Consider the following 23,354-nt stretch of genomic DNA (forward strand, 5'->3'; position numbering starts at 1 on the left):
TGCGGCCATCGAGTTACGGTGCCCGGCGCGACGCCTCGCACGGACGCCGGGCCCTAAGCTGACCGAACCGGCTCGTCAGGCCGGGCTTCGCCGAATCACACCGCTCGTCGGCACGCCGCGGCGGTGAGCCCCGAGGAACTGCTCCGGGCGCGGTGACCGGTCTTGGGAGGAGTCGTCCGTGTTACCAGGAGGCATGACCCGCAGACGTGTGGCCTGGCTCGTGCTGGCTCATCGCCCCCGGGCCTTCATCCCCCTGTGGCTGAGGGACGGCCGGTGGCCGCCCCTGCCCGCGTTGCGGGGAGTGTGGCACTGGAGACTCCTCCCCGGGTGGCTGAAGAACGCGGCTCTCCCGGTGACGGCAGGCGTGGTCGCCGGGGCGGTCGCCTGGAGCCACGGCTACCGGGAGCAGGCGCCGATAGTGATCGCCGGCATCGTGATGGTCGCCGTGCGCGTGATCCCCTTCGCCTGGCCGCGCCGCGCGCGCCATCGGCACCTCGCCCGGCGGGCGGACTACCCGGAGCTCCACGCGATGGTCGACGAGGTGGCCGGGACGCTGGGAGTCCGGCGTCCTTCACGCGTGTGTTTCGCGCCTATCGCGGAGTCGGGCGCCACCCCGCTGGGACCGCGGCGTACGGAGCTGTGGATCGGCCTGCCGTACGCCATGGGTTTCGACCGGGCGGAGTTGCGCGGGGTCATCGCCTTCGAGCTCGCCCTCCTGGAGGCGTGCAGGAGATGGCCGGTCCGTGCGCTCATCGAGCTGTGGGCATCGGGGCCGAAAAAGAAGGACGCCGTCCGGACGGAGATCGCCGCCGCCGTCAGTGCCCTCCTCGTCCAGGCCGACGAAGAGAGCTGCCGGGTGTCCGATCGGCGAACCGTGGCGACCGCGCTTCTTCGGGGTGCGCTCCTGGGCCATTCGCTGGGCTGGTTCCTCGGCCGCTACGCCGCGGATCTGCCCTCCTATGGGCTGTTCGCCGTGGACCTCTATCAGGGCTGGCGCTGGAAGGTGTACGAGGACGACCTGCCGGCCCGGCTCATGCCCCGCTACCGTGAGCTGTACGCGGCCGACCCGGCCGGCCACGGGTTCGTGATCGACCGGATCGCCGCACTCGGCGTCACTCCGGAAGATCCACCCCGGCCGGCGGAGGACGCGATCGTGGGGGCGCTCCACCCGGCCGTCGAAGATCGGTTCGCCCGCCGGCTGCTCAGCCACTACACCGCGGGCCGGACGGTGCACTGGTACGTCAACTTCGCCGAGATGCCCTTCTCGGTCTGGGATGCATTGATCGAACAGGGCTACGACAGCGTCCTCCGGGCTACGGCCCGCCTGTCCGGCCGGCCGGACCCGGTGCTCGCCGACCTGGTGGAGATCGTGGTGGCCGGGCGCGGCGCGCGGCTCGAGTGGGAGCACAGACAGGGGGCGTGCACACACCCGTCCGCTGGAGTGTGCGCCCTCTTCCCGGTCCTCCACCGCACGTTGCGGCTGAAGGGCTACACCTACGTCAACGCGCTGCGCCACCGGCAGCTCGCCGGGCCGGACGGCGACGTCGTCGACGTCGTACGGCTGGCGCAGGCGATCGAGCGGGGCGACCGGCTGCCGGAGATCCTTGAGCCCGCGGCGACGTCATGACGAGATGGCACAACCGGCGGCGGGCCGTCCCCGGGGCTGTGCCCGGGGACGGCCCGATCCGTCGTGGTCGTCGCCGGTCTACTTGTATCCGGCGGCGACGATGTTCGCCTGCACCTCGTTCTCGGTGGCCGCGGTCGGGTAGCCGGACGTCATCACGCCCTCGTAGAAGGTGCCGGCGGAACCGTGGCTGTTGTCGCCGCCGATGCCGAGGATGATGGCGCCCTCCTTCTTCATCGGGTTGTAGCCCGAGGCGTTGGGCCGCTTGCCGTCGTAGAAGGTCGACAGACCGCCCGACTGGGCGTTGCCGGCCCGGATGGCCCAGTGGTTGGGCTCACCCTTGATGATGGCGGTCAGGTATCGGTAGTTCACGCTCGGGTCGTTGGCGTTGTAACCGGGGTTAACGCCGGAGAACAGGCCGTTCTCCAGGTCGGCCATGACCCAGGGGCCGTTGCCCGTGCCGTAGCCCCAGACCTTGATGTTGCCGAAGTAGATGGCCTCCATCGTGCCGTTGCCGTTGTCGCGGCTGTTGGTCTCGGCGTTGCCGTAGTCGAAGCAGCAGCCGCCGTTGTAGTGGGTGCCGTCGAAGACCGCGTACATGCCCTCCGGCTGGTCGCCCTTGGCGACGCCGTTGGTGGCGTTGTTGCGGTAGCCGACGCCAGGGTCGACGTAGACGCCGTAGGCCTTGTGGCCGTAGACCGTGGTCGGCGCCTTGGTGGCGGTCGCGAGGTTGTCGTAGCCGCCCGCGGCCGGGCCGGAGAACCCGCCGGGAGGCGCCTGGGTGAGGTGGTTGCCCCGGCCGGACTGGTCGTAGATCTTGGTGATGAGGCAGGTGGTGCCGGAGCAGAACGAGTCCTGCGCGGCGGCGTTGGCGGCTCCGCCCGCGCTCAGCACACCGATGTCGCGGGTGGTGTTGTCCGAGGAACGGCGCACCTGGTAGAGCGAGCCGTTGTAGTTCGCGTACAGGGCGCGGGTCGTGCTGTGCGCCGCCACGCACGGTGTGCCGCCCGCGGCGTAGATGTCACACGGCTGCTTGGACGACGGCGGCGAGGGGGACGTGGAAGGCGAGACGGTGGGGGAGGCACTGGGGGAGGTGCTGGGGGAGGTGCCGGGCGACGGAGAGGTGACGCCGCCGGTGCAGGTCACGCCGTTGAGGGCGAAGCTCGTCGGCACCGGGTTGGAGCCGTTGAACGCTCCGTTGAACCCGAAGCCGGTGCTGCCGCCGCTGGGGATGCTGCCGTTGTAGTCCACGTTGGTCACGGTGACCTGGGAGCCCGACTGGGTGTAGGTGCCGTTCCACAGCTGGGTGATGGTCTGCCCGGCGGAGAACGACCAGGTCAGCTTCCAGCCGTTGATCGGGTCCCCGAGGTTGGTGACGTTCACGTTCGTGCCGAAGCCGCCCGGCCACTGGTTGGTGACCGTATAGGTGACCTGGCATCCGGCCGCGGCGGCCGACGCGGTGTGCGTACCGGCCACGCCGACGCCGGCCGCCAACAGCGCGGCGACGGCGGCGGCCGACAGCCTCAACCGCCGGTGGAAAGAGCTGACATCTCGCACAGGTGTTTCCTCAATCTCTGAGTGGATGATTCGCGAGCTCCGGCTTTCCGCTCGGTCACGGGCTCGTGCAGGTCACGCTGGTCGGGGCGATCGAGCCGTCACCTTCGGCGGTGAAGCCGAACGTCGTCGACCCGTTGGCGGCGACGGCGCCGTTGTAGGGGGCGTTCTTGACGGTGATCGCGCCGCTGGTGCCGGTGTTCACGCCGTTCCACAGGCTCGTGACGGTCTGCCCGCCGGCCAGGGTCATCGTCACGGTCCAGCCGTTGAGCGTGGCCGACCCGGTGTTGCCGACGGTCACCTCGCTCTGGAAGCCGCCGCCCCAGTTGTTGACCAGCCGGTAGGTCGCCGTACACCCGCCGGGTCGCGCACTTGGCGACGGTGTGGGGGACGGTGACGGCGTGGGGGACGGTGACGGCGTGGAGGACGGCGACGGCGTGGGAGTCGGCGAGGGGGTCGTGTCGCCGCTGACCCGGTAGACGACGGTGCCGTGCGCCGGCACGGCGGCCGAGATGGTGCCGTTGCTGCCGCTGACGGCGTTCGTCCACGCGTCGCGCAGGATGAACGAACCGCCGGACAGCCCGATCGCGGCCGCGGTGGTGCTGACCGTGGTGGTGCTGCCGCCCTGGTTGAACAGGGCGACCGCGACGTCGCCGTTGCCGAGCTTTTTGGCCAGCACGCGCCGGGTCCCGTCGTTGCTGATCTGGCGGGCCTGCAGGCCGAGCGGGTCCTGGTTGATGGCGATCAGGTTCTGGTTCTTGAGGATGGTCTGTGTCGCCGAGTCCATGGAGCGCAGGTCGTTTCCGGCGATCAGGGGTGAGGCCATCATCGCCCAGAGGGCGAAGTGGCTGCGCATCTCGGTGTCGGTCATGCCACCACGGCCGACCTCCATCATGTCCGGGTCGTTGAACGCTCCCGGTCTCGCGTACGACGCGAGTGGGACGGTGACGTTGACGATGTTCTGGATGCCCATCGGGTAACCGTTGGTCTGACCGGTGTCCCACTTATTGGTGATGTCCTCGGTCGTCCGCCACATGTTGGCGACGTCGCCCCAGTCGCGCTGCGGCCCCGTCTTCGCGTGGATGCTGTTGGGGTTGATGCTGTAGACGATGGGCCGTCCGGTCGCGGCCAGCGCGTCACGCATCTTCGCGAACGTACGGACCTGGTCGTCGATGGTGCCATTGGGCGAGCACCAGTCGTACTTCAGGTAGTCCACGCCCCAGGCGGCGAACTGCCGGGCGTCCTGCGCCTCGTGCCCCTGGCTTCCGGTCGCGCCCGGGTAGCTGCTGAAATACTGCGCGCAGGTCTTGTCGACCGGCACCTCGTAGAGGCCGAACTTCAGCCCCTTGCCGTGCAGGTAGTCGCCGAGCGCCTTCATTCCGCTCGGGAACCGCGACGGGTTGCCCTGCAGGTTCCCCGCGGAGTCGCGGGTGGGGTTGAACCAGCAGTCGTCCACCACGACATACTTGTAGCCCAGGTCGCGCAGGCCCGAGTTGACGATGGCGTCGGCCATCTGCTTGATCAGCGATTCGGAGATGTTGCAGCCGAAGGTGTTCCAGCTGTTCCAGCCCATGGGCGGCGTGCGGGCCACGCCGTTCTCCAGGGCGCCGGCCGGGTTCTGCAGGGCGATCGGGGCGCCTGCGAGAATGCCGGCGGCGAGCAGGACTCTCACCTTTCGCACGAATCCTCCTTGAGATGAGCTACGGGTGCATGGGGAATGACGAGGAGAGGCCCACGAAATCGGAGTCCCGAGAATCAGGGGCCCGGAAATCGGGGACCGGGAATCCTCGTGAATTGAGTTCCGGGTGGCGGGTCTACCGGTAGGTGATGGTGGACGACGAGTAGACACAGTTGACGCCGTCGGCACCGCTGCCGATCTTCGTCGGCTCGCCACTGGTCACGCCCCTGTACTTCTCGCAGACGACGACCTTCCTGCCGGGGTCGTTGACGATCGTGATCTGCGAGAAGCGCGCGGTGTCGCCGTAGTTGGTGTTGATGCCGGCCAGCACCTTGCCGGGCGTGGTCGCCGTGACGTTCTGGATGACGACGTTGCGCTTGTACTGGGTCGAGCAGTTGCCGCAGGAGCGGTAGAGCTTGCCGAAGTTCTGCACCTGGAAGTTCTTGATGTACATGGTGCCGGGGCCGTTGTGCTGGAAGACCTTGTCGCTGGCCGCCCTGGCGCCGCCGCCGTCGACGGTCATCGTCTGCGACGACGAGGTGCCCTTGAACGTGGCCGCGTCCTCGCCGACGTCCTCCCACCACACGTTCTGCAGGGTGCACGTGCCCATGCAGTGGACGCCGTCGGCGGCGGGCGCGCCGATGACGACGTTCTTCAGCACCGCGCCGTCGGCCAGTTTGAACATGGGGGGCTGACTTTCACTCTGGCTGCCGCTGCCGAGGGCGCCGGTGCCGTAGTAGCGCTTCATCCCCCCGTCGAGCGTGCCCGAGACGTTGATCGTGGCGCCGACCGCCTGCTGACCGGTGGGGGACGGCCAGGCGGCCAGGCGCAGTGCGGCCGCCGGGGCCGAACCGGGAACGGTGCCCGCGGACGCGCTGCCGGGCGGACCGGCCGCGAGAACCATCCCGGCCGCCGAGGCGGCGAACAACGCCGTGCGCAATCGTGCGGACCTGTTCATTCACACTCCAGGGGGAGACACGGCGACTACGCCGCCGCGCGCGGTGATGCCGGCTGACGGGAACTCAGGCCGGCCGGTGCTCCATCGACGTGCACGAGAGCGAGCGGAAGCCAGACCTGGCGGATTCGCGGCCCGATCATCTGCGGACGCGACACTCACGACGTCGCGACCGGGAACCCCTGCCGCTCACCACCGACCCCGGCAGGAGGCCGCTTCGGGACTCAGTTTGGAAACCGCGAAGAAACCTGTCAAGGGAATCTCGAAATTGTTTCGTTGAGGTGCGGGGCCTCATCCTTGCTGGCCTGCGCTGGTGAGCGACCTGAACAGTGAAAAGATTCCCCAGCTCCATCGCGGAACGCCTTTATGGTCGTCAGTCGGCCGATGGCGCTCAGAACGTTACGTCGGTGTAGCTGTGAAAGTTTCACCACCCGAACCCCGCGAGGCGCCCGGACCGCGCACTGATGGGAGCAGGTGGGACAGGCTGCCGACGGACCGAGGGCCGGCGCGGAGAAGACCCGGACCTTGACGAGGCTCCCTCGCGTCGTATTTGCTCCGCCGCACCACCATCACACATGCCCCCGACAGAGAAGGACCGATTCCGCAGAAGAATTGTTAACGCTAACAACGAATTCACCACCTCTGCCGGCTCACGAGAAGTCCGAGCCACCTGTGTTGTCGCTGACCGCATGAAGACGTGAAACGAACCCCGGGAGTACGGATGAAGGTCCCTCGCCTGCGGCTCTGGCTCGCCACCGGGCTCGCCGCCGTGGCCGGCGTGGCCGGTGCGCTGACCGCGCCCGCCGCGCACGCGGCCACAGGATGTCGCGTGGACTACTCGGTCACGAACCAGTGGCCGGGCGGCTTCGGCGCGAACGTGAACGTCACCAACCTCGGGGACCCGATCAACGGCTGGAAGCTGACCTGGTCGTTCTCCGCCGGGCAGACCATCACCCAGCTGTGGAACGGCACCTACACCCAGTCGGGCTCCCAGGTCACCGTGACCAACGTGGACTACAACGGCAGCATCCCCAGCGGCGGCAGCACCGGCTTCGGGTTCAACGGAGCGTTCAACGGCTCCAACCCGGTGCCGACGAGCTTCGCCCTCAACGGCGTGACCTGCACCGGCGGCGTCACTGGTTCGCCCAGCCCCAGCCCGTCCACGAGCCCTTCCACGAGCCCTTCCCCGAGTCCTTCGGCCAGCCCGTCATCCACACCGGTGGCGAGCAAGCCGTGTGACATCTACGCCGCGGGCGGCACGCCCTGTGTGGCCGCGCACAGCACGACGCGGGCGCTCTACCACTCCTACAGCGGCAACCTGTACCAGGTCAGGCGCTCCTCCGACAACGCGACCAGGGACATCGGCGTCCTGACCGCGGGCGGCACCGCCAACGCGGCGGCGCAGGACTCGTTCTGCGCCGGCACCTCATGTGTCATCACCGTGATCTACGACCAGTCCGGGCACGGCAACAACATGCTCTACCAGGGACCCGGCGGGGCCGGCGGCAAGGACACCCCCGCGACCGCGACAACCGAGTCGCTGACGGTCGGCGGCAGCAAGGCCTACTCGCTCTACATCAAGCCCGGCAACAGCTACTGGCGGGACGGTCACCTGACCGGCGTGCCGACCGGCAGCGCGCCCGAGGGCATGTACATGGTGACCAGTGGCACGCACGTCAACAGCGGCTGCTGCTTCGACTACGGCAACAGCGAGACGACCAGGAAGGCCGACGGGGCCGGCGCGATGGACGCCATCTACTTCGGCACGAGTTGCTGGTTCGGCGGGTGCTCGGGGACCGGCCCGTGGGTGCAGGCCGACCTCGAATACGGCCTCTACCCCGGCGGCAGCTCGTCGTGGAACCCGAACCAGCGGGCTTTCACCAGCAAGTTCGTCACCGCGATGCTGAAGAACAACGGCACGTCGCGCTTCGCCATCAAGGGCGGCAACGCGCAGACCGGCGCGATGACCACGCTGTGGGACGGCGCGCTTCCCCGCGGCTACAGCCCGATGAAGAAGCAGGGCGCGATCATCCTGGGCAGCGGCGGCGACTGCTGCGCCACCAACACCAACCTGAGCCAGGGCACCTTCTACGAGGGAGCCATGGTCGCCGGTTACCCGTCCGACGCGACCGAGAACGCGGTGCAGGCCGACGTCACCTCCGCCGGCTACCGCTGATCCGAGAATCGGGCGGTGCGTAGGAATGCGCCAGCGGACCCCGGCCGGTCACGACCGGCCGGGGTGCGCGGCTGATCGTGGTCACATGGGCCGGTTCGAGGATGGCGCGGTAGCCGAGGGCTTAGAGCCGGACACGTTCACGACGTGGACCTGGAACGAGGCGCTCCTCGTCACACCGGCCACCGTGTACGAGACGGTCACGGTCTGCGTCCCGGAGATGGCCGGGTCGTACCCCGACACCGAGTATCCGCCGTATCCCTCGGCCAGGACCTCGTCCTTCACACCGTCCGTGTAGTCGGCGGTCACCGTGAGGCCCGTCAGGTCGAGGGGCTGACCGATGGCGTAGACGGTCGTGGCCGGGGGCGTCCTCACCGAGACCGACGACAGGTCGGCGCCGCGCAGGGCGGCGTGCTCCGCCTGCGTCAGCGCGAAGACGTGCCCGTGGCGGATGACCCCGTTCGCGAGGCTGTAGCCCGGTGTCTCCCAGGTGATGGGCGACCACTGGCCCGACGCGAGGTCCTTGCCCCAGTAAGGGCTGAGCTGCTCCTCCATATAGTCTCCCGCGGGTGCGCCGGCCCACTTCTGGTCCGCCCACAGGTAGTAGCCCTTGCCGCGTACGTCGCCGGGGTTCGCCTTGACGACCATCGGCGCCTCGGCGTAGGTCGTGTTCATCGCCTCGTGGGTGATGCGGCCCCTGACGAGCTCCCAGTCCTCGGGCGGCGCGAGCACCGACGTCGAACGCTCTTGATAGATGTCGTCTATCGCGCAGCCGGGGACGTACGTGGTGACCCCGACGCCGGTGGAGATGCGGTCGGCGACGAACCGGTGGTAGGACCCGTCCTCGTCGTCCCTGATGATGACGGCGTCGAGCGTCCCGTGGCCGGGCCTGCCGCTCATCACCTTCGCCGGCGTGAACGTCACGAAGTCGCGCGTCGTGGTGTAGAGGGTCTGATTCCTCGTCAGCGGATAGCGGCCGTTCGGGTCGTCGTGGTCAGGGGTGTAGTAGGTCCCGGGTGGATACATCGACGACGTCCAGTAGACGACGTAGGCCCCGATCGCCTCGTCCCAGATCGCCTCCGGGGCGAAGGCCATCCCCGCCTCGTCCGGGGCCACCCGGACGTGCCGCTGCTCCGACCAGGTCCGCAGGTCACGCGACTCCCAGACCTCGATGTAGCGGCTGGCGCCGCTCTGCGCCCAGTCCCAGCCCTTCCACCCGTAGGCCGTGCCGTCGACGTTCAGGTCCGTGGCGACGAGGTAGAACCTGTCTCCCTCCGGCGACCGGACGATCGACGGGTCGCGCACGGCGTGCATGCCCTTGGTGGACTGGAGGACCATCTCTCCGTTGTTGACCGCCGCCCAGCGGGTCGGGTCGTTGCCGACGCTCGTGGCCATGTAGATCTGCTGCCCCGCCTGGCTGTTCGACCTGGCGAAGTTCACCATTCCGTAGCGTGAGAACGGGGCGAGCTTCACCGCGGGGCGCACCGTCAGGAGGAACTCACGGCGAGCCTCGGCGGCGTCGACGGTGACGCACGCCGTCAGGGTCACCGTGGCCGGCCCGGCCCCGGCCGGCGGGCGCTTCACCACGCCCGCCGCGATCGCGCCGTCCGCCTGATCGGACACGATGTCCGGGTTCGACGAGGTCCACTTCACCACCGCGCCCGGTGCCGTCGCCACCGTCGTCGGCAGGCTCACGTTCCCCCGCACGTCGTCGGCGTTGGGAATCGCGATCCCTGCCAGGGCCTGCTCCGCGCGCCTGGCCGCCGCGGTGCCCTCGGCGCGTGCCATCTGACCGCCTCCCTTCACAGGCCCACGGCCGCGAGCGCCGCTGCCGTTGACGCAGCCGAATGCCGTCTCCGTCGTTTTGTCATCGCCATTGCCTGCCTCCTTCGAGGATGTGCCGTAGCGCGCGTTCACAGGCGAACGCCGCCATGATGGACGATCAGCGCGTCGGCGTCACGCAGGAGCGCGGCCCTGACCTGGGCGGCGGTGACGACCTTCTTGTCGGGGCCGTTCGCGTCGGCCGGGACGACCGACCAGGTGGTGTCGGCCCCGGCCGGGACGGCGAACGCGACCATGGCAACCACGACGATCACGCCGACAGCGTGGGACACGGCGGTGGTGTCCCGCCTGCGGGGTCAGGACTGGTTGAACAGTGACAGTGTGAGGGTGGAGTGGTATTCCCCGGCGGCGACGTCGGGGGAGGTGCGCAGGGCGAGGTCGGCGTTGACCTTGGAGGTGCCGATCTCGTCGGCGGAGTTGGCGGTGGAGACGAGGAGTTCCTGGCCCTTCAGGCCCACCTCGGGGGCGCCGGTGCCGTCGGAGACGACACTGGAGACCGGCTCACCGGCCGAGACCGCGCCGGTGGAGGAGTCGCTCAGCAGGCGCGGCTTCCAGCCCAGGTATTCGGGGCCGATGGTCTTGGCCGGGTCGCCGGTGGCGACGAACTGGCTGGCCTGGCCCACGACCGCCCAGTACTCGCCCTGGGGGATCTCCTCGGGGCTGCGGGTGTCGGTCACCGTGACCGTCGGCAGGGTGCCGGTGAACTGGCGGGCGGCGGCGTCGGAGCCGTTCTCCTGCAGGGACACCCCGTTGTTGTCGGCCACGGTCATCGACAGCTGGCCGGGGGTGGTGGTGGGGGTGATGTTCACCGACACGTCGATGCCGTTGCCGGTGCCGGGGTCGTCGGCGGCCGCGGCGGGGCCGGCCAGGCCGGCGCCGGCCAGGGTGAGGCCGAGCACGGACGCGGCCAGCAGCTCGGTGGTCCTGGTGCTTTTCATATGATCATCGCTCCATTGATGAGGGGCGGGGCCGGTCGGCTGGTCGGCCGGCCGGCCCCGGGTTGTGCTGTGGCGGTGTCCCCGTTGTGGGGACCGCGGTCACCGCCGGTGCGGCCGGCCGTGGCCGGCCGCGGTGTGAGCGGCTCAGCCGCAGCTGGCCGCGGTGTAGGCGGCGTCGTAGGACGTGGTGACCTGCTTGCCGTCGATCGTGGCGGTGCCCTTCGCGGTGACCGTGCCGGCGTCGATGTGGGCGGCGCGGGTGTTGAAGGACTGGTAGGCCTGCTTGCCCGGGGCGACGTCGGCCACGGTCTTGGACCCGAACGGGGTGGTCAGCGTGATCGTCGCCGGCACATCGCCGTTGTTGACGGCCGTGACCGCCAGGTACGCCGAGGCGCCGATGCAGCGCGGCGAGGCCGTCACGGTCAGCTTGACCGGCGACGAGGCGGTCGCGAAGGACCAGGAGTCGACCTCGAAGAGGTCCGCTCCGTCGGGCCCGGCGTAGGTGAAGTACACGTCGTGCACGCCCTTGACGCCGTCGAGCTTGGCGGTCAGCTTCGTCCACTCGCCAAGCGGCGCGTCGACGGGGATGGTCGCCACCACGGGCGAGGTGCGGCCGTCGAGACGGATCTCGATCTTCCCGTCGGCCACGAGCGGGCGCACCTTGGCGGTGACTGCCCCGGCGCCGTCCGTGCCGAAGTCGACCTTCGCGAGCGACGTCCAGTCGCCGTTGTCGATGTCGTGCACGACGAGGTTCGGGGCCTGCGCGCCGAACTCCTCCGACCCGCCGTCGATCTTCTTCGTCGCGATGCCCTGCTGCCAGGCGATCGTTTCGGCCTCGATCACTCGGTACGGGTTGAGGTTGCGGATCTGCTCGACGCCCTTGTAGTCGCCCTTCACCTCCTTGATCGTGCCGTCCGCGTTGAAGTCGAGCTTGGCGAGGTGCGGGCTGCGGAAGCCCTGCGTGGCGCCGCCCGTGATGCGGCTGTTGAGGGTCTGGGCGTGGTAGGTGAAGTAGTACTGGTCGCCGAGCTTGAACACCGATTGGTGGTTGTTGCCGCCGGCGCCGAAGTAGGTGCCCGGGTTGCGGAAGATGACGCCCTTGTACGTCTCCGGCGTCCAGGGGCCCATCGGGCTGTCGGCCATGAGGTACGCGATGGCCCCGGTCGGCGGGCCGTTGGGGTCGATCGGGCCGCCGAAGCCGAAGTTCGACGAGTACGAGTAGTAGTACTTGCCGTCGCGCTTGAACAGGTAGCCGGCCTCGAACACGAGCGGCGCGTCGATGACCTCCGCCGAGCCCTCGGTGCTGATCATGTCGTCGCCGAGCTTGATCACACGCGTGGACTTCGGATGGTTGGTGTTCTCGGCGCTGCGCGACCCGTCGTCGCCGCCACCACCGAAGACGAGGTAGCCCTGGCCGTCGTCGTCGATGAACACGCCGGGATCGAAGAGCCAGTTCTTGCCGTCCGACGCACCTGGCGTCGCACTGGTGATGAGCAGGTTGCCGCGCTCGTCGTGCCACGGACCGACCGGCGAGTCGCCGACGATGACGCCCGAGCCGCCGCCGCTGTTGGCGAAGTAGAGGAAGAACTTCTCCTTGCCGTCGACGACCTTGCTCTCCATGGCGGGGGCCCACGAGTTGTTCGCGTAGCGGGCGATCCCGCTCGGGCCCGCGACGGGAATCTCGCCGTGGTCGACCCAGTTCATGAGGTCGTCGGACGAGATGACCGTGATCGTGTTGATGCTGGCGTAGGTGTTCGTCGAGGAGACCCCGGTGGGACCGGGCTTGTACTCCTGCGTGTCGTTGGTCATGTAGATGTACACGCGGCCGTTGTGGACGAACGCGTTGCCGTCCGCGCCGAACTTGTGCGAGATAAGCGGGTTGCCCTCTCCGGGGTTCTTGCCGAGCGCCTCGATGGTCGTCGACGGCACGAACTCGGAGACGGACACGTCGTCGACCTTGAAGTCCATGAGGTGCGTGTCCGGGGCGGACGCGGGGTCCGACGTCCAGGGCGTCTCGAAGAACAGCCTCGCGGTGGAGACGCTCTGCCCGGCGGGAATCGTGAAGGTGCCCTGGATGAGCCCCCACTGTCCGCGTGCCACCGTCACCGTGCCGACGTTCGTGTAGGTCGAGCCGCCGTAGTGCATGGTGGCGAAGAACTGCTTGGTCGCCGGGCTGTTGGGGTTCTCGTACTTCACCCGCGCCGTGATCGCGTACGTCTTGCCGGCCTGCACCTTGCCGGACAGGTCCTGCATCGGACCGGATCCGGTCGTCTTGCGGCCGGTGACGAGCACGGCGCTCGCGCCCGCGTACGCGTCCGTTGTGGGCGACAGCGTGGCGCCGTCGGTCGCATTGCCGTTGTTGACGAACCAGCTGCCGAGGCCGTCCTCGAACCCGCCGTTCACGATGATGTTCGGGGCGGCGGCCTGGGCCGGCCCCGCCGTCGCGGCGACCGCCGCGGCCAGCATGGCGCCGGCCACCGCCATAGCGGCGACTCGTCGGCGGGTCGTCCTTCGAACACGCTTCAACACGAAATATCCTCCTTGACCTCAGCCTTTTCCGGGGACACGGACGCCCCGGGGCGGGTCGGCTCACTGCGGACAGGGATGGGCAGCCGCCCCGGCGAACCGCGCGGACGCGCGCGACGTGTTAGGGGGCGGAGCCGGTCGGCCGGCCGGCCCCGGTTGTGCTGTGGCGGTGTCCCCTACACGTGGACGGTGGTCACCGCCGGTGCGGCCGGCCGTGGCCGGCCGCGGGGTGAGCGGCTCAGTCGCAGCCGGCCGCGGTGTAGGCGGCGTCGTAGGACGTGGTGACCTGCTTGCCGTCGATCGTGGCGGTGCCCTTCGCGGTCGCCGTGCCGGCGTCGATGTGGGCGGCGCGGGTGTTGAAGGACTGGTAGGCCTGCTTGCCCGGGGCCACGTCGGCCACGGTCTTGGACCCGAACGGGGTGGTCAGCGTGATCGTCGCCGGCACATCGCCGTTGTTGACGGCCGTGACCGCCACGTAGGCCGAGGTGCCGATGCAGCGCGAGGCGGCGGTGACGGTCAGCTTGACCTCCGGCGAGGCGGCCTTGAGCGTGCCGAGCCGGGCCAGCTGGTAGCTGAGCGCCCGCTCCGGCGCGTCGATCTGGTTCTGGGTGCCGAACTGACCGGCCCGCGCCGCCTTCGCACCGTCGAGCGCGGCCTGCATGCCGGCCCAGGCGTCCGCCGGGTAGTCGCGCTTGTCGAGCGTGCCCGCGTACGCGATGGCCGCGTCGAGGGCGCTCGTGTCGAGCGGCTTGTTCTGGGCGGTCAGCGTGTCGCTGAGCTCGTAGTAGTCGAAGTCGACGTGCCCGCCCTTCTCCTTCGTCGCGTAGTCGAACAGGCCGACCCGGTGTCCCATGAAGTGCGAGAGGCTGCCGTCCAGCGTCTGCGGGCCCACCCGGCTGCCCAGCTGGGTCCACTTCAGCCCGTCGAGGCTGTAGTAGAACGTCGTCCACAGCTGCCCGACCGGCGAGCTGAAGTCGAGGTCCGCCTTCACGTACACCTGGGTCGCGTCTCCCAGCGGCACCGTCGTGCCCGGCACGAAGTTCTCGATCGCCGACTGGTCGATGTCGACCGCGAACGGCTGCACCCGGTTGACGACGCCGAGGGTGTTCTGGCCGTCGACGCGCTTGACCGCCACGTAGGAGAACCCGCGGTTGTAGGCGGCCAGGCCGGCGACGTCACCGTTCTTCATGCCGGAGATGTCCATCCTGGTCTCGACGGACTGCCGCGGCCCGAACGTCCGCTGTGACAGCGTGTTCCGCGCCTCCTCCAACCAGGTCAGCTCGTCCCGGTTGGACAGCTTGGTGTAGACGTACTTGCCGGTGACCACCTTGCCGGTCGTCAGCCGCAGCCATCCGTCCCGGTCCGTGAGCGACCAGTAGCGGTTGTCGGGGGCGTGGTTCCACTCCCACACCGGGCCGAGCCGCGACCCGTTGGGGGCGATCTCCTCCTTGGAGGGGTTCTCGGTCGTCACCGGCTGACCGACGATCGAGACGTCGTCGATCAGGTAGTCCACGCTCGACGACGCCGGCTGCGGGTTGCCCCACGGGGTCTCGACCGCGAACTTGAAGTTGTCCACGTTCGCCGTCGCCGGGACGGTGTACTGGCCCGTCACGGTCGTCCACTGCCCGGCCGGAACGTTCCCGGACGCCATCGTCTGGACGCCCGCGCCCCAGTCGGCCACGAGATTGAACCGGATGCTGCTCGGGCCCGAGGCGTACTTGATCTTCGCCGACACGGTGTAGGTCACACCGCGCTGCACCTTCCCGTTCAGGTACTGGTTCGGCCCGGACCCGTTGAGCGTGCGGTTGCTCACCTTCAGCGCCGCCGAGCCCGCGGCCGGATCGCTCGTGTCGCGGCTGAGCGTCGCGCCGAACTGCCCGGCCCACGGCGCGACCGCGTCGGACTCGAACCCGGCGTTCTGCAGGAGCTCGACGCCGATGAGCGAGTCGTCGTACGTGGGCGGGTCAGGGATCGTCCACTGCTCGTCCATGTACGCCTTGTGCGGAGCGTCGTTGGCGAAGTCGTCGGAGGCGACGAGGCTCTTCTGCTGCTCGAACCTCTCCTCCTCCGCGCTCAGCTTGATCGGCTTGTCGAACGCGCCGCCCACCGGCACGACCCCGTTGTTGCCGAACGTCGGCCACCCGTCCTGCCAGGTGGCGGGGATGAGCGCCGGGGTGCGCCCGATCGGGAAGTTGTCCCGGAAGAACATGCCATACCAGTCGGTGCCGCCGTTGCGGGAGATCGGCACGAGGCTGCCCTGGGCGAAGCCGTTGGAGTTGAGCACCCCGCGCGCCTCGTAGGTGTTCGAGCCGTCCGCCGAGGTGTAGCGCCCGAGCAGGTCCTTCGAGCGGAACATGGCGACCTGGCGTCCCTGCCCGGAGGGCCAGGTGATGATGACCACGTAGTAGTAGCCGTTGATGTGGAAGACCTGGGCGCCCTCGAACAGGCCGCCGATGAACGGCTTGCCGGCGTAGTCGCTCGCCGCGAAGATGCTTGGAAAGTCCTTGTCGATGCCCGACATATCGGACTTCAGGCGCACGGCGCTCGTGCTGCCGGAGCCGTAGAAGATGTACGCCGTGCCGTCGTCGTCGAAGAACAGCGACGGGTCGTGCAGGGCGCGGCCCAGCGGCGTGCGCGTCCACTTGCCGTTCTCGACGTCGTCGGTGCTGTAGAGGTATGCGCCGCCGAGGTTGTTGGTGTTGAAGACGACGTAGAACCTGCCGTCGTGGTAGCGCAGCGACGACGCCCACTGGCCCTGGCCGTAGGAGTTCTGCCCGTTGCGGAGGGAGAACGCGTCGCCGATGTCGGCCCGGTCGAACACGTAGTTGACGATCTCCCAGTTGACCAGGTCGTACGACTTCATGATCGGCGCGCCCGGGCTCAGGTGCATCGTTGTGCTGATCATGTAGTAGACGTCCCGGTGCTCCTTGTTCTCCGCCGCCGGAACGCGCTCCACGCTGATGTCCGGCACGTCGGAGTTGAGGATCGGCACCGTATAGGTGCCGTCACCCTTGTCGGTCGAGGTGTACGACGGCTTCGGCGACCATCCGTCGGAGGCGTTCGCCACACCACCGTTGGACACGAGACCGCCGCACACGAGCGTGGCGGCCGTCGCGAGCGAGATCCTCCGGAACCGTCGGGGGATCGCCGTGGATCGGCGATTTTCGGGCACGCGAAACTCCTCTGATGAGCAATGCCAGGAAATGCCTGACGGGAGTGGGGGGTGGGATCTGAGCGGGCGGTCGACTGGTATGCGGGCGAAGCGTCGGCCCGCGAAGGAGGACTCGTCCCGGGTCCGGCCGGGGTGGCGGTCCCGCTGGAAGGGGCGGAGCGTGCGGACTCGCGGCGAAGGCGATGTCCTGCCGGTTATGCCGTGGTGGAGAGGGTGGCGTTCACCTCAGGTGCGCAGGTAAGGCGGTCATGAGGCGATCGCGCATGAGGGAGGTCGTATTCGTGAGGGCGGGGCGGCGTGAAACGTTCCCGCGGAGGGGCGGGGTGAGCTGCGGCGGGGGGACCGCTCTCATCAGTGGGGGCTCCTCGACCTGTTAGCGCTAACATTTTGGGCTGCGGGTGGATGGCGGCGATGTTTCCGTGACCGTAGGTGGGGACGGCGCGCACTGTCAAGAGTGTGAGACGTGCGTCGAGGCCGGTAACGTACTGTCCGTAAGTCGGTAAATTACCGTCTCGGCACGTCAGGGAGCGGTCCATCGAGGTGGATAACGGATTCGCCTACACTCAGCCTCTTCGTGCCGGTTTCTGGCGTTCGATGACGAATTGGTGACGCGTCCCCCTTGTCGCGATCAAGGACGTACCATCCTTGATGTACGACGAGGGGAGTGTTGTGGACGAGCGTAAGGCGCCGGCGGGCGTCGACCCGTTTACGCCGAGCGTGGCCCGGATGTACGACTACTACCTGGGCGGCAAGGACAATTTCGCGGCGGATCGCGAGGCCGCCGAGAAGATCATCGAGATCCTGCCCAACCTCCCCGACATCGCCCGGGAGAACCGCGAGTTCCTGATCCGGGCCGTCACCTACCTCGCGCGGCAGGGCATCCGCCAGTTCCTCGACGTCGGCGCCGGGCTTCCGACGCAGCGCAACGTCCACCAGGTCGCCCAGGAACTGGCCCCGGAGTCCCGGGTCGTCTATGTGGACAACGACCCCATCGTCCTCGTCCACGCGCGGGCCATCCTCGCCGAGAACGAGCGGGTGCGCGCGATCGAGGCGGACATGCGCGACCCCGAGGCGCTGCTGCGGCATCCGGAGGTCCGGGAGCACATCGACTTCTCCCAGCCGGTCGCCGTCCTCCTGCTCGGTGTGCTGCACTTCATCCCGGACGACGACGAGGCGATGAAGATCGTCGCGGCGCTCCAGGACCCGCTCGTGCCGGGCGGCTATCTGGTCGTGTCGCACGGCTCCCTCGGCGACCTGAGCGATGACCAGGAGGAGGAGGGCCGCAAGGTCTTCAGCCGGACCTCCGTCCCCGGCACCACCTCCCGGTCGTACGACCAGATCCTCGCGTTCTTCGACGGTCTCGACCTGGTCGAGCCGGGAGTGGTGCCGCTGCAGGAGTGGAGGCCCGACACCGACTACCCCTTCGTACAGGAGGGGAAGGCCGGCGCGCTCGGCGGCGTGGCCCGCGTCCGCTGACGCCGAAGCGGGACACCCCGGCTCACGGGAGAGTGGGCAGGCGGGCTTCGGCGTGGTCCCAGGCGGTCTCCCCGCTGAGGGGACGACAGGTCTGGAGTGGTGCGCTGTGACGCGCCAGGTCGCGGAGTCGTCCGGAGATGAGACTCGATCCCGATCCCATGCGGGCCTACGCCCGGTGGGCCCCATGCGGGGCCTACGCCCGGTCGGGCTGCTTCTGCGAGATCCGGCTGAGCGGGTCGGCGGCACCAGGGCCGACTGGGGCGCCTGACGTCTTGCGGAATCCTTCCGCGCCTCACCGGGCGCGCCTCACCGGTCGCGCCTTACCGCCGGCCAGGTCCGCCTGCCAGGTCCGGGGGCCGGTCTCCGGCCGCTCGGCCCGTCGCTGTAGCCTGCCGCCGGTCGCCCGTTTTGTCATAACTCATCCCATAAGGCCATCATCGTCCGGACCCATCGAACCACTCGTAGGGGGAAATTTCATGACCACGCCGGTTGAGCAGCTGCTCGAACGCGCGCACCTGCTGGGAGCCGATCCCCGCAACACGAACTTCGCCGGGGGCAACGCCTCGGCCAAGGGAACGGCCCTCGACCCGGTCACCGGCTCCGACGTGGAACTGATGTGGGTGAAGGGGTCGGGCGGCGACCTCGGCACGCTCACCGAGGCCGGCCTGGCCGTGCTCCGGCTCGACCGGCTGCGCGCGCTTACCGGCGTCTACCCCGGCGTCGAACGCGAGGACGAGATGGTCGCGGCCTTCGACCACTGCGCCTTCGGCAAGGGAGGGGCCGCGCCGTCGATCGACACCACGATGCACGGCCTGGTCGACGCGGCGCACGTCGACCACCTGCACCCCGACGCGGGGCTCGCCATCGCGGCCGCCGCCGACGGGGAGGAGCTGACCCGGCGCGTCTACGGCGACCGGGTGGTCTGGGTGCCGTGGCGGCGGCCCGGTTTCCAGCTCGGCCTGGACATCGCCGCCATCAAGGACGCCAACCCCCAGGCCGTCGGTTGCGTCCTCGGCGGGCACGGCATCACCGCCTGGGGCGCCACCTCCGCCGAATGCGCGGACAACTCCCTGTGGATCACCCGCACCGCCGAGGCGTACATCGCCGAGCACGGCAGGCCCGAGCCGTTCGGCGCGGTCAGGCCGGGCTGGGAGCCGCTGCCGGAGGCGGCCAGGCACGAGCGGGCGGCGGCGCTGTTCCCGGTGCTGCGCGGCCTGTGCTCGACCGACGTCCGCCAGGTCGGCCACTACACCGACACCCCAGAGGTGCTCGACTTCCTGTCCCGCGAACGCCACCCCGAGCTCGCTGAGCGCGGCACCTCCTGCCCCGATCACTTCCTGCGCACCAAGGTCGCGCCGATGGTGCTCGACCTGCCCGCCGGCGCACCGCTGGAGGACGCGATCTCCCGCCTCGGCGAGCTGCACGCCGCCTACCGCGAGGACTACCGCGCCTACTACGAGCGGAACGCCATCCCCACCTCGCCGCCGCTGCGCGGCGCCGACCCCGCCATCGTGCTGGTTCCGGGCGTCGGCATGTTCTCCTTCGGCAAGGACAAGCAGACCGCCCGCGTCGCCGGTGAGTTCTTCCTCAACGCGATCAACGTGATGCGCGGTGCCGAGGCGCTGTCGGTCTACGCCCCCATCGAGGAGTCGGAGAAGTTCCGCATCGAATACTGGGAACTGGAGGAGGCCAAGCTGCGCCGCCTGCCGGCGCCCAAACCGCTGGCCACCCGGATCGCGCTGGTCGCCGGCGGCGGCTCGGGCATCGGCGCGGCCACCGCCCGCCGCCTGGCCGCCGAGGGCGCCTGCGTGGTGGTCGCCGACCGCGACCTCGCCGCCGCCGAGAAGGTCGCCGCCGAGATCGGGGCCCGCGCGTACCGCCCCGCCGACGCCGCCGTGGCCGTGCAGGCCGACGTCACCGACGAGGCCCAGGTCACCGAGGCCGTACGGCAGGCCGTGCTGGCCTTCGGCGGGGTGGACCTGGTGGTCAACAACGCCGGGCTGTCCCTGTCGCGCTCCCTGCTGGAGACCACCGTGGACGACTGGGACCTCCAGCACGACGTGATGGCCCGCGGCTCGTTCCTCGTCTCCCGCGAGACGGCCCGCATCATGATCGAACAAGGCATGGGCGGCGACATCGTCTACATCGTCTCCACGAACGCCGTGTTCGCCGGGCCGGACAACGTGGCCTACGGAGCGGCCAAGGCCGACCAGGCCCACCAGGTGCGCCTGCTCGCGGCCGAGCTCGGCGAGCACGGCATCCGGGTCAACGGGATCAACCCCGACGGGGTGGTCCGCGGCTCCGGCATCTTCGCCTCCGGCTGGGGCGCTAACCGGGCGTCCGTCTGCGGCGGGCCGGAGGACGAGCTGGGCGAGTTCTACGTCCAGCGCACCCTGCTCAAGCGGGAGGTGCTGCCCGAGCACGTCGCCGCCGCCGTCTTCGCCGTCACCGGCGGCGACCTGTCCCTCACCACCGGCCTGCACATCCCCGTCGACGCCGGAGTGGCCGCCGCGTTCCTGCGCTGACGAGCCGGTGCCCGGCCGGCACGAGATGCCGGCCGGACCGACGGGCAGGTCGCAGCCGGGTTCGGCGCCATGGTCGTGGGCGGCCTGACGGCCCAGGTCGTCATGCCACAGCTGGACGACGAGCGGCTTGGTCTTGTCGGTGTTTCCGGGCTCGCGTAACCGGTCATCGCCACCCCGCCGCGTGAAGTAGTAGAAGGTTCATGAAATAAAAATCTGTTACATCTCTTTCACGCATTGTTCGGCAGGTTGAAATCTCTCCTTGTTTCGCGGTGGATAACGCGCTTCGCTTCCTTGTGGTGACACCCTGTGGCCCTGTATACCAGGGGCAACGAAGAAAACAATATCGGCAGATGTGATCGAAGCCACATGTCTGCGTATGTCTGCCGATCTCGTCGTCCTGCGGGGCCGATCATCACGGAAACCGTTTACATCGGCGCGCGGCGCGCCGAGTTCATGATCATGGGCTCGATGAAATAACACGAATTCCGCACATTTCAGAATTGCGCGAAAAAACCTAGCCTGTTTCCCGTAGTGATCAACTCGACCACTCGGGAGACAACCCTTGCGGAGATCATCCGTGGCCGTCGTCGTCACGACTGCCGCCCTCCTCGGCCTGCCCGCCGTGTCCGCCGCGGCGCAGACCGGCCCCTCAAACCCCTCAAGCCCCTCTGCCCCCTCCGGTCCTTCCGCGGCGTCGGGAGCCGCCGCGGGTGGCGACCACACGGTCACCCTCGTCACCGGTGACACGGTGAAGGCGCACCTGGAGAACCACGACCTGCGCGTCCTGTCGGTCGAGCCGGGTGAGGGACGTACGGGCATCACCTTCGCGGTCACCGACCGCGGTGACCAGGTGTCGGTGGTCCCGTCGGACGCGGCCCCCCTCATCCGGGCCAACCGGCTCGACCCCCAGCTCTTCGAGGTGGGCACGCTGATCGCGGACGGCTACGACGACGCGCGTAGCCAGACCATCCCGGTCCTGACCACCTACCCCAAGAGCACCACCAGCCAGAACGCCGAGCGGGCCGACGCCGCGTTCGGTTCGGCGGCCAAGCGCCGGCGCGCCTTCCCCCGCCTGGGTGTCAGCGCGTTCGCCGTCGGCAAGAAGTCAGCCCCCGACGGCTGGCGCGGCCTGACCGGCGGCTCGGCCGCGCCGAGCACCCTGCGCGGCGGTGTCACCAAGCTGTGGCTGGACGGCAAGGTGTCGGCCGGCCTCGACCAGAGCGTCCCGCACATCGGCGCGCCGACCGCGTGGGCGAGCGGATACGACGGAACCGGCGTCAAGGTCGCGGTGCTGGACACCGGATACGACACCGACCACCCCGACCTGCAGGGCAAGGTCGTCGCCTCCGCCGACTTCACCGGCAACGCGAACGGCGTCGAGGACGGCAATTCGCACGGCACCCACGTCGCCTCGACCGTCGCCGGGTCCGGCGCCGCCTCGGGCGGGCTGTACAAGGGGGTCGCCCCGGGCGCGAGCCTGGTCGTCGGCAAGGTCCTCGGCGACGACAGCTGGGGCACCAGTTCCGCGATCATCGCGGGCATGGAATGGGCGGTCGGAGAGGAGGGCGCGAAGATCGTCAGCATGAGCATCCAGAGCGACCCGGCCTACACCGACCACCCGGTCGCCGCGGCGATCAACACGCTGACCTCGCAGTACGATGCGCTGTTCGTCGTATGCTCGGGCAACTACGGCCCCGGCACGTCCACCATCAGCTCCATCGGCGTTGCGGCGTCGGCGTTGACCGTGGGTGCGGTGGACCTGACCGACACCGTGGCGGGCTTCTCCAGCCGCGGCCCCGTCGGCACCCAGGGCCTGAAGCCCGACATGACCGGGCCGGGGGTGGACATCACCGCGGCCGTGCCCGGTGGTGGCTACGGCACGATGAGCGGATGCTCGATGGCCACCCCGCACGTCGCGGGCACCGCCGCGCTCGTCAAGCAGCGGCACCCCGCCTGGGGCGCGCAGCGGCTGAAGGATGCCCTGATGGGCACGGCCGCGGCCGCCGCCGGGTCCACCCCCTACACCTACGGCACCGGGCGGGTCGACGCGGCCCGCGCGGTGAGCCAGCAGGTCACCGCGAACCCGCCGAGCGCCGCCCTGTCGGTCACCGCCGCCCAGCCCACGGCCACGCAGACCGTGACCTACACCAACGACTCCGCGACCCCGGTCACGCTCAACCTGGCTGTGTCGGCCACCGACTCCACCGGCAGCGCGTCCGCCCCGTCCGGCCTGTTCACCCTGAGCGCCAACCAGGTGACGGTGCCGGCCAACGGCACCGCCCAGGCCACCGTCACCCTGCACCAGGTGAACAGCACCACCAGCGTGTACGGGGGTGTGCTGACCGCCACCGCGACCGGCGGCGCGTCGCTGCGCACCGCGCTCGGCGCGAGCATCGAGGTGCCTTCCACCACGACCACCGTCCGCGTCCACTACAACCCGGGCGCGGGCAACAGGATCGTTCTCCGCGGTGACGCACCCCTGAGCTGGACGGCCGGCCAGGACTGTGTCAGCAAGGCGGCCGATCTGTGGGAGTGCGGGGTGAACGTCCCCGTGGGGCAGCAGTTCTTCTACAAGCCCCTGGTCAACGACAGCCTCTGGTCCACCGGCTCCAACTACTACGGCGTCGGCGGACAGACCTACGACATCTATCCCAGCTTCTGAGCGTTCGCATCAACGCCCTGCCGGCCGTGGCCGGCAGGGCGTTCGCGCGTCACGCGTCCGAAGCCGCAGGCGTCGATGTTCCGACCGGTGACCTGGCGTGCGGCGTGGCTCGCGAGAAGGAATCGTAATCCGGCGGGTCGAGGGTCACGACCCGGGCAGGCTGGAGTACTCGCGCAGCGGCCACACGGTGTGCGCCCTGGGCCGGCTGATCACGAGTGAGAATGGTCCC

General features: G+C 69.3%; 13 protein-coding genes. 5 read left to right on the top strand and 8 right to left on the bottom strand.

The features are described 5' to 3' along the window. Window positions 1-193: 193 nt before the first annotated feature. Complete coding sequence (locus HHX35_RS38225; protein ID WP_182903476.1) at window positions 194-1,627, top strand: hypothetical protein; 1,434 nt, start codon at window positions 194-196, stop codon at window positions 1,625-1,627. Window positions 1,628-1,705: 78 nt separating this feature from the next. Here HHX35_RS38225 and HHX35_RS38230 read toward each other — a convergent pair whose 3' ends face one another. The 3 genes from HHX35_RS38230 to HHX35_RS38240 form a co-directional block, all read right to left on the bottom strand. After that, on the bottom strand, window positions 1,706-3,181 hold the full coding sequence (locus tag HHX35_RS38230) for an arabinofuranosidase catalytic domain-containing protein (RefSeq protein ID WP_182903477.1): 1,476 nt from the start codon (window positions 3,179-3,181) through the stop codon (window positions 1,706-1,708). 55 nt (window positions 3,182-3,236) lie between these two features. Beyond that, entirely contained in the window at window positions 3,237-4,859 is a 1,623-nt protein-coding gene (locus tag HHX35_RS38235; RefSeq protein WP_220506365.1) for a cellulose binding domain-containing protein, read from the bottom strand. A 133-nt stretch (window positions 4,860-4,992) separates the two neighbouring features. After that, window positions 4,993-5,814: a pectate lyase gene (locus tag HHX35_RS38240; protein ID WP_182903478.1), complete on the bottom strand. Its 822-nt coding sequence runs from the start codon at window positions 5,812-5,814 to the stop codon at window positions 4,993-4,995. Window positions 5,815-6,532: 718 nt separating this feature from the next. Between HHX35_RS38240 and HHX35_RS38245 the strand changes: the two genes are divergently transcribed. Then, complete coding sequence (locus tag HHX35_RS38245) at window positions 6,533-7,987, top strand: arabinofuranosidase catalytic domain-containing protein (protein ID WP_182903479.1); 1,455 nt, start codon at window positions 6,533-6,535, stop codon at window positions 7,985-7,987. Window positions 7,988-8,068: 81 nt separating this feature from the next. Here HHX35_RS38245 and HHX35_RS38250 read toward each other — a convergent pair whose 3' ends face one another. The 5 genes from HHX35_RS38250 to HHX35_RS44945 form a co-directional block, all read right to left on the bottom strand. Further along, window positions 8,069-9,772 (bottom strand): immunoglobulin-like domain-containing protein, encoded by a 1,704-nt coding sequence (locus HHX35_RS38250; RefSeq protein WP_182903480.1) that lies wholly within the window; start codon window positions 9,770-9,772, stop codon window positions 8,069-8,071. Between the two features lie 125 nt (window positions 9,773-9,897). Further along, on the bottom strand, window positions 9,898-10,080 hold the full coding sequence (locus tag HHX35_RS38255) for a hypothetical protein (RefSeq protein ID WP_182903481.1): 183 nt from the start codon (window positions 10,078-10,080) through the stop codon (window positions 9,898-9,900). Between the two features lie 42 nt (window positions 10,081-10,122). Next, window positions 10,123-10,764, bottom strand: a complete 642-nt coding sequence (locus HHX35_RS38260) for a hypothetical protein (RefSeq protein WP_182903482.1) — start codon at window positions 10,762-10,764, stop codon at window positions 10,123-10,125. A gap of 144 nt (window positions 10,765-10,908) precedes the next feature. Then, window positions 10,909-13,293 (bottom strand): family 43 glycosylhydrolase, encoded by a 2,385-nt coding sequence (locus HHX35_RS38265; RefSeq protein ID WP_182903483.1) that lies wholly within the window; start codon window positions 13,291-13,293, stop codon window positions 10,909-10,911. Between the two features lie 235 nt (window positions 13,294-13,528). Next, window positions 13,529-16,462 carry a family 43 glycosylhydrolase gene (locus HHX35_RS44945; RefSeq protein WP_220506366.1) on the bottom strand — a complete coding sequence of 978 codons (2,934 nt, stop codon included), beginning with the start codon at window positions 16,460-16,462 and terminating at the stop codon, window positions 13,529-13,531. A gap of 669 nt (window positions 16,463-17,131) precedes the next feature. Between HHX35_RS44945 and HHX35_RS38275 the strand changes: the two genes are divergently transcribed. The 3 genes from HHX35_RS38275 (at window position 17,132) to HHX35_RS38285 (ending at window position 23,125) form a co-directional block, all read left to right on the top strand. Next, on the top strand, window positions 17,132-17,938 hold the full coding sequence (locus HHX35_RS38275) for an SAM-dependent methyltransferase (RefSeq protein ID WP_310739589.1): 807 nt from the start codon (window positions 17,132-17,134) through the stop codon (window positions 17,936-17,938). A 476-nt stretch (window positions 17,939-18,414) separates the two neighbouring features. Then, complete coding sequence (locus HHX35_RS38280) at window positions 18,415-20,463, top strand: bifunctional aldolase/short-chain dehydrogenase (protein ID WP_182903484.1); 2,049 nt, start codon at window positions 18,415-18,417, stop codon at window positions 20,461-20,463. Between the two features lie 562 nt (window positions 20,464-21,025). After that, window positions 21,026-23,125 carry a S8 family serine peptidase gene (locus tag HHX35_RS38285; RefSeq protein ID WP_182903485.1) on the top strand — a complete coding sequence of 700 codons (2,100 nt, stop codon included), beginning with the start codon at window positions 21,026-21,028 and terminating at the stop codon, window positions 23,123-23,125. Window positions 23,126-23,354: the final 229 nt, after the last annotated feature.

Source organism: Microbispora sp. H10830, from assembly GCF_014161375.1.
GTDB classification, from domain to species: Bacteria; Actinomycetota; Actinomycetes; order Streptosporangiales; family Streptosporangiaceae; genus Microbispora; species Microbispora catharanthi.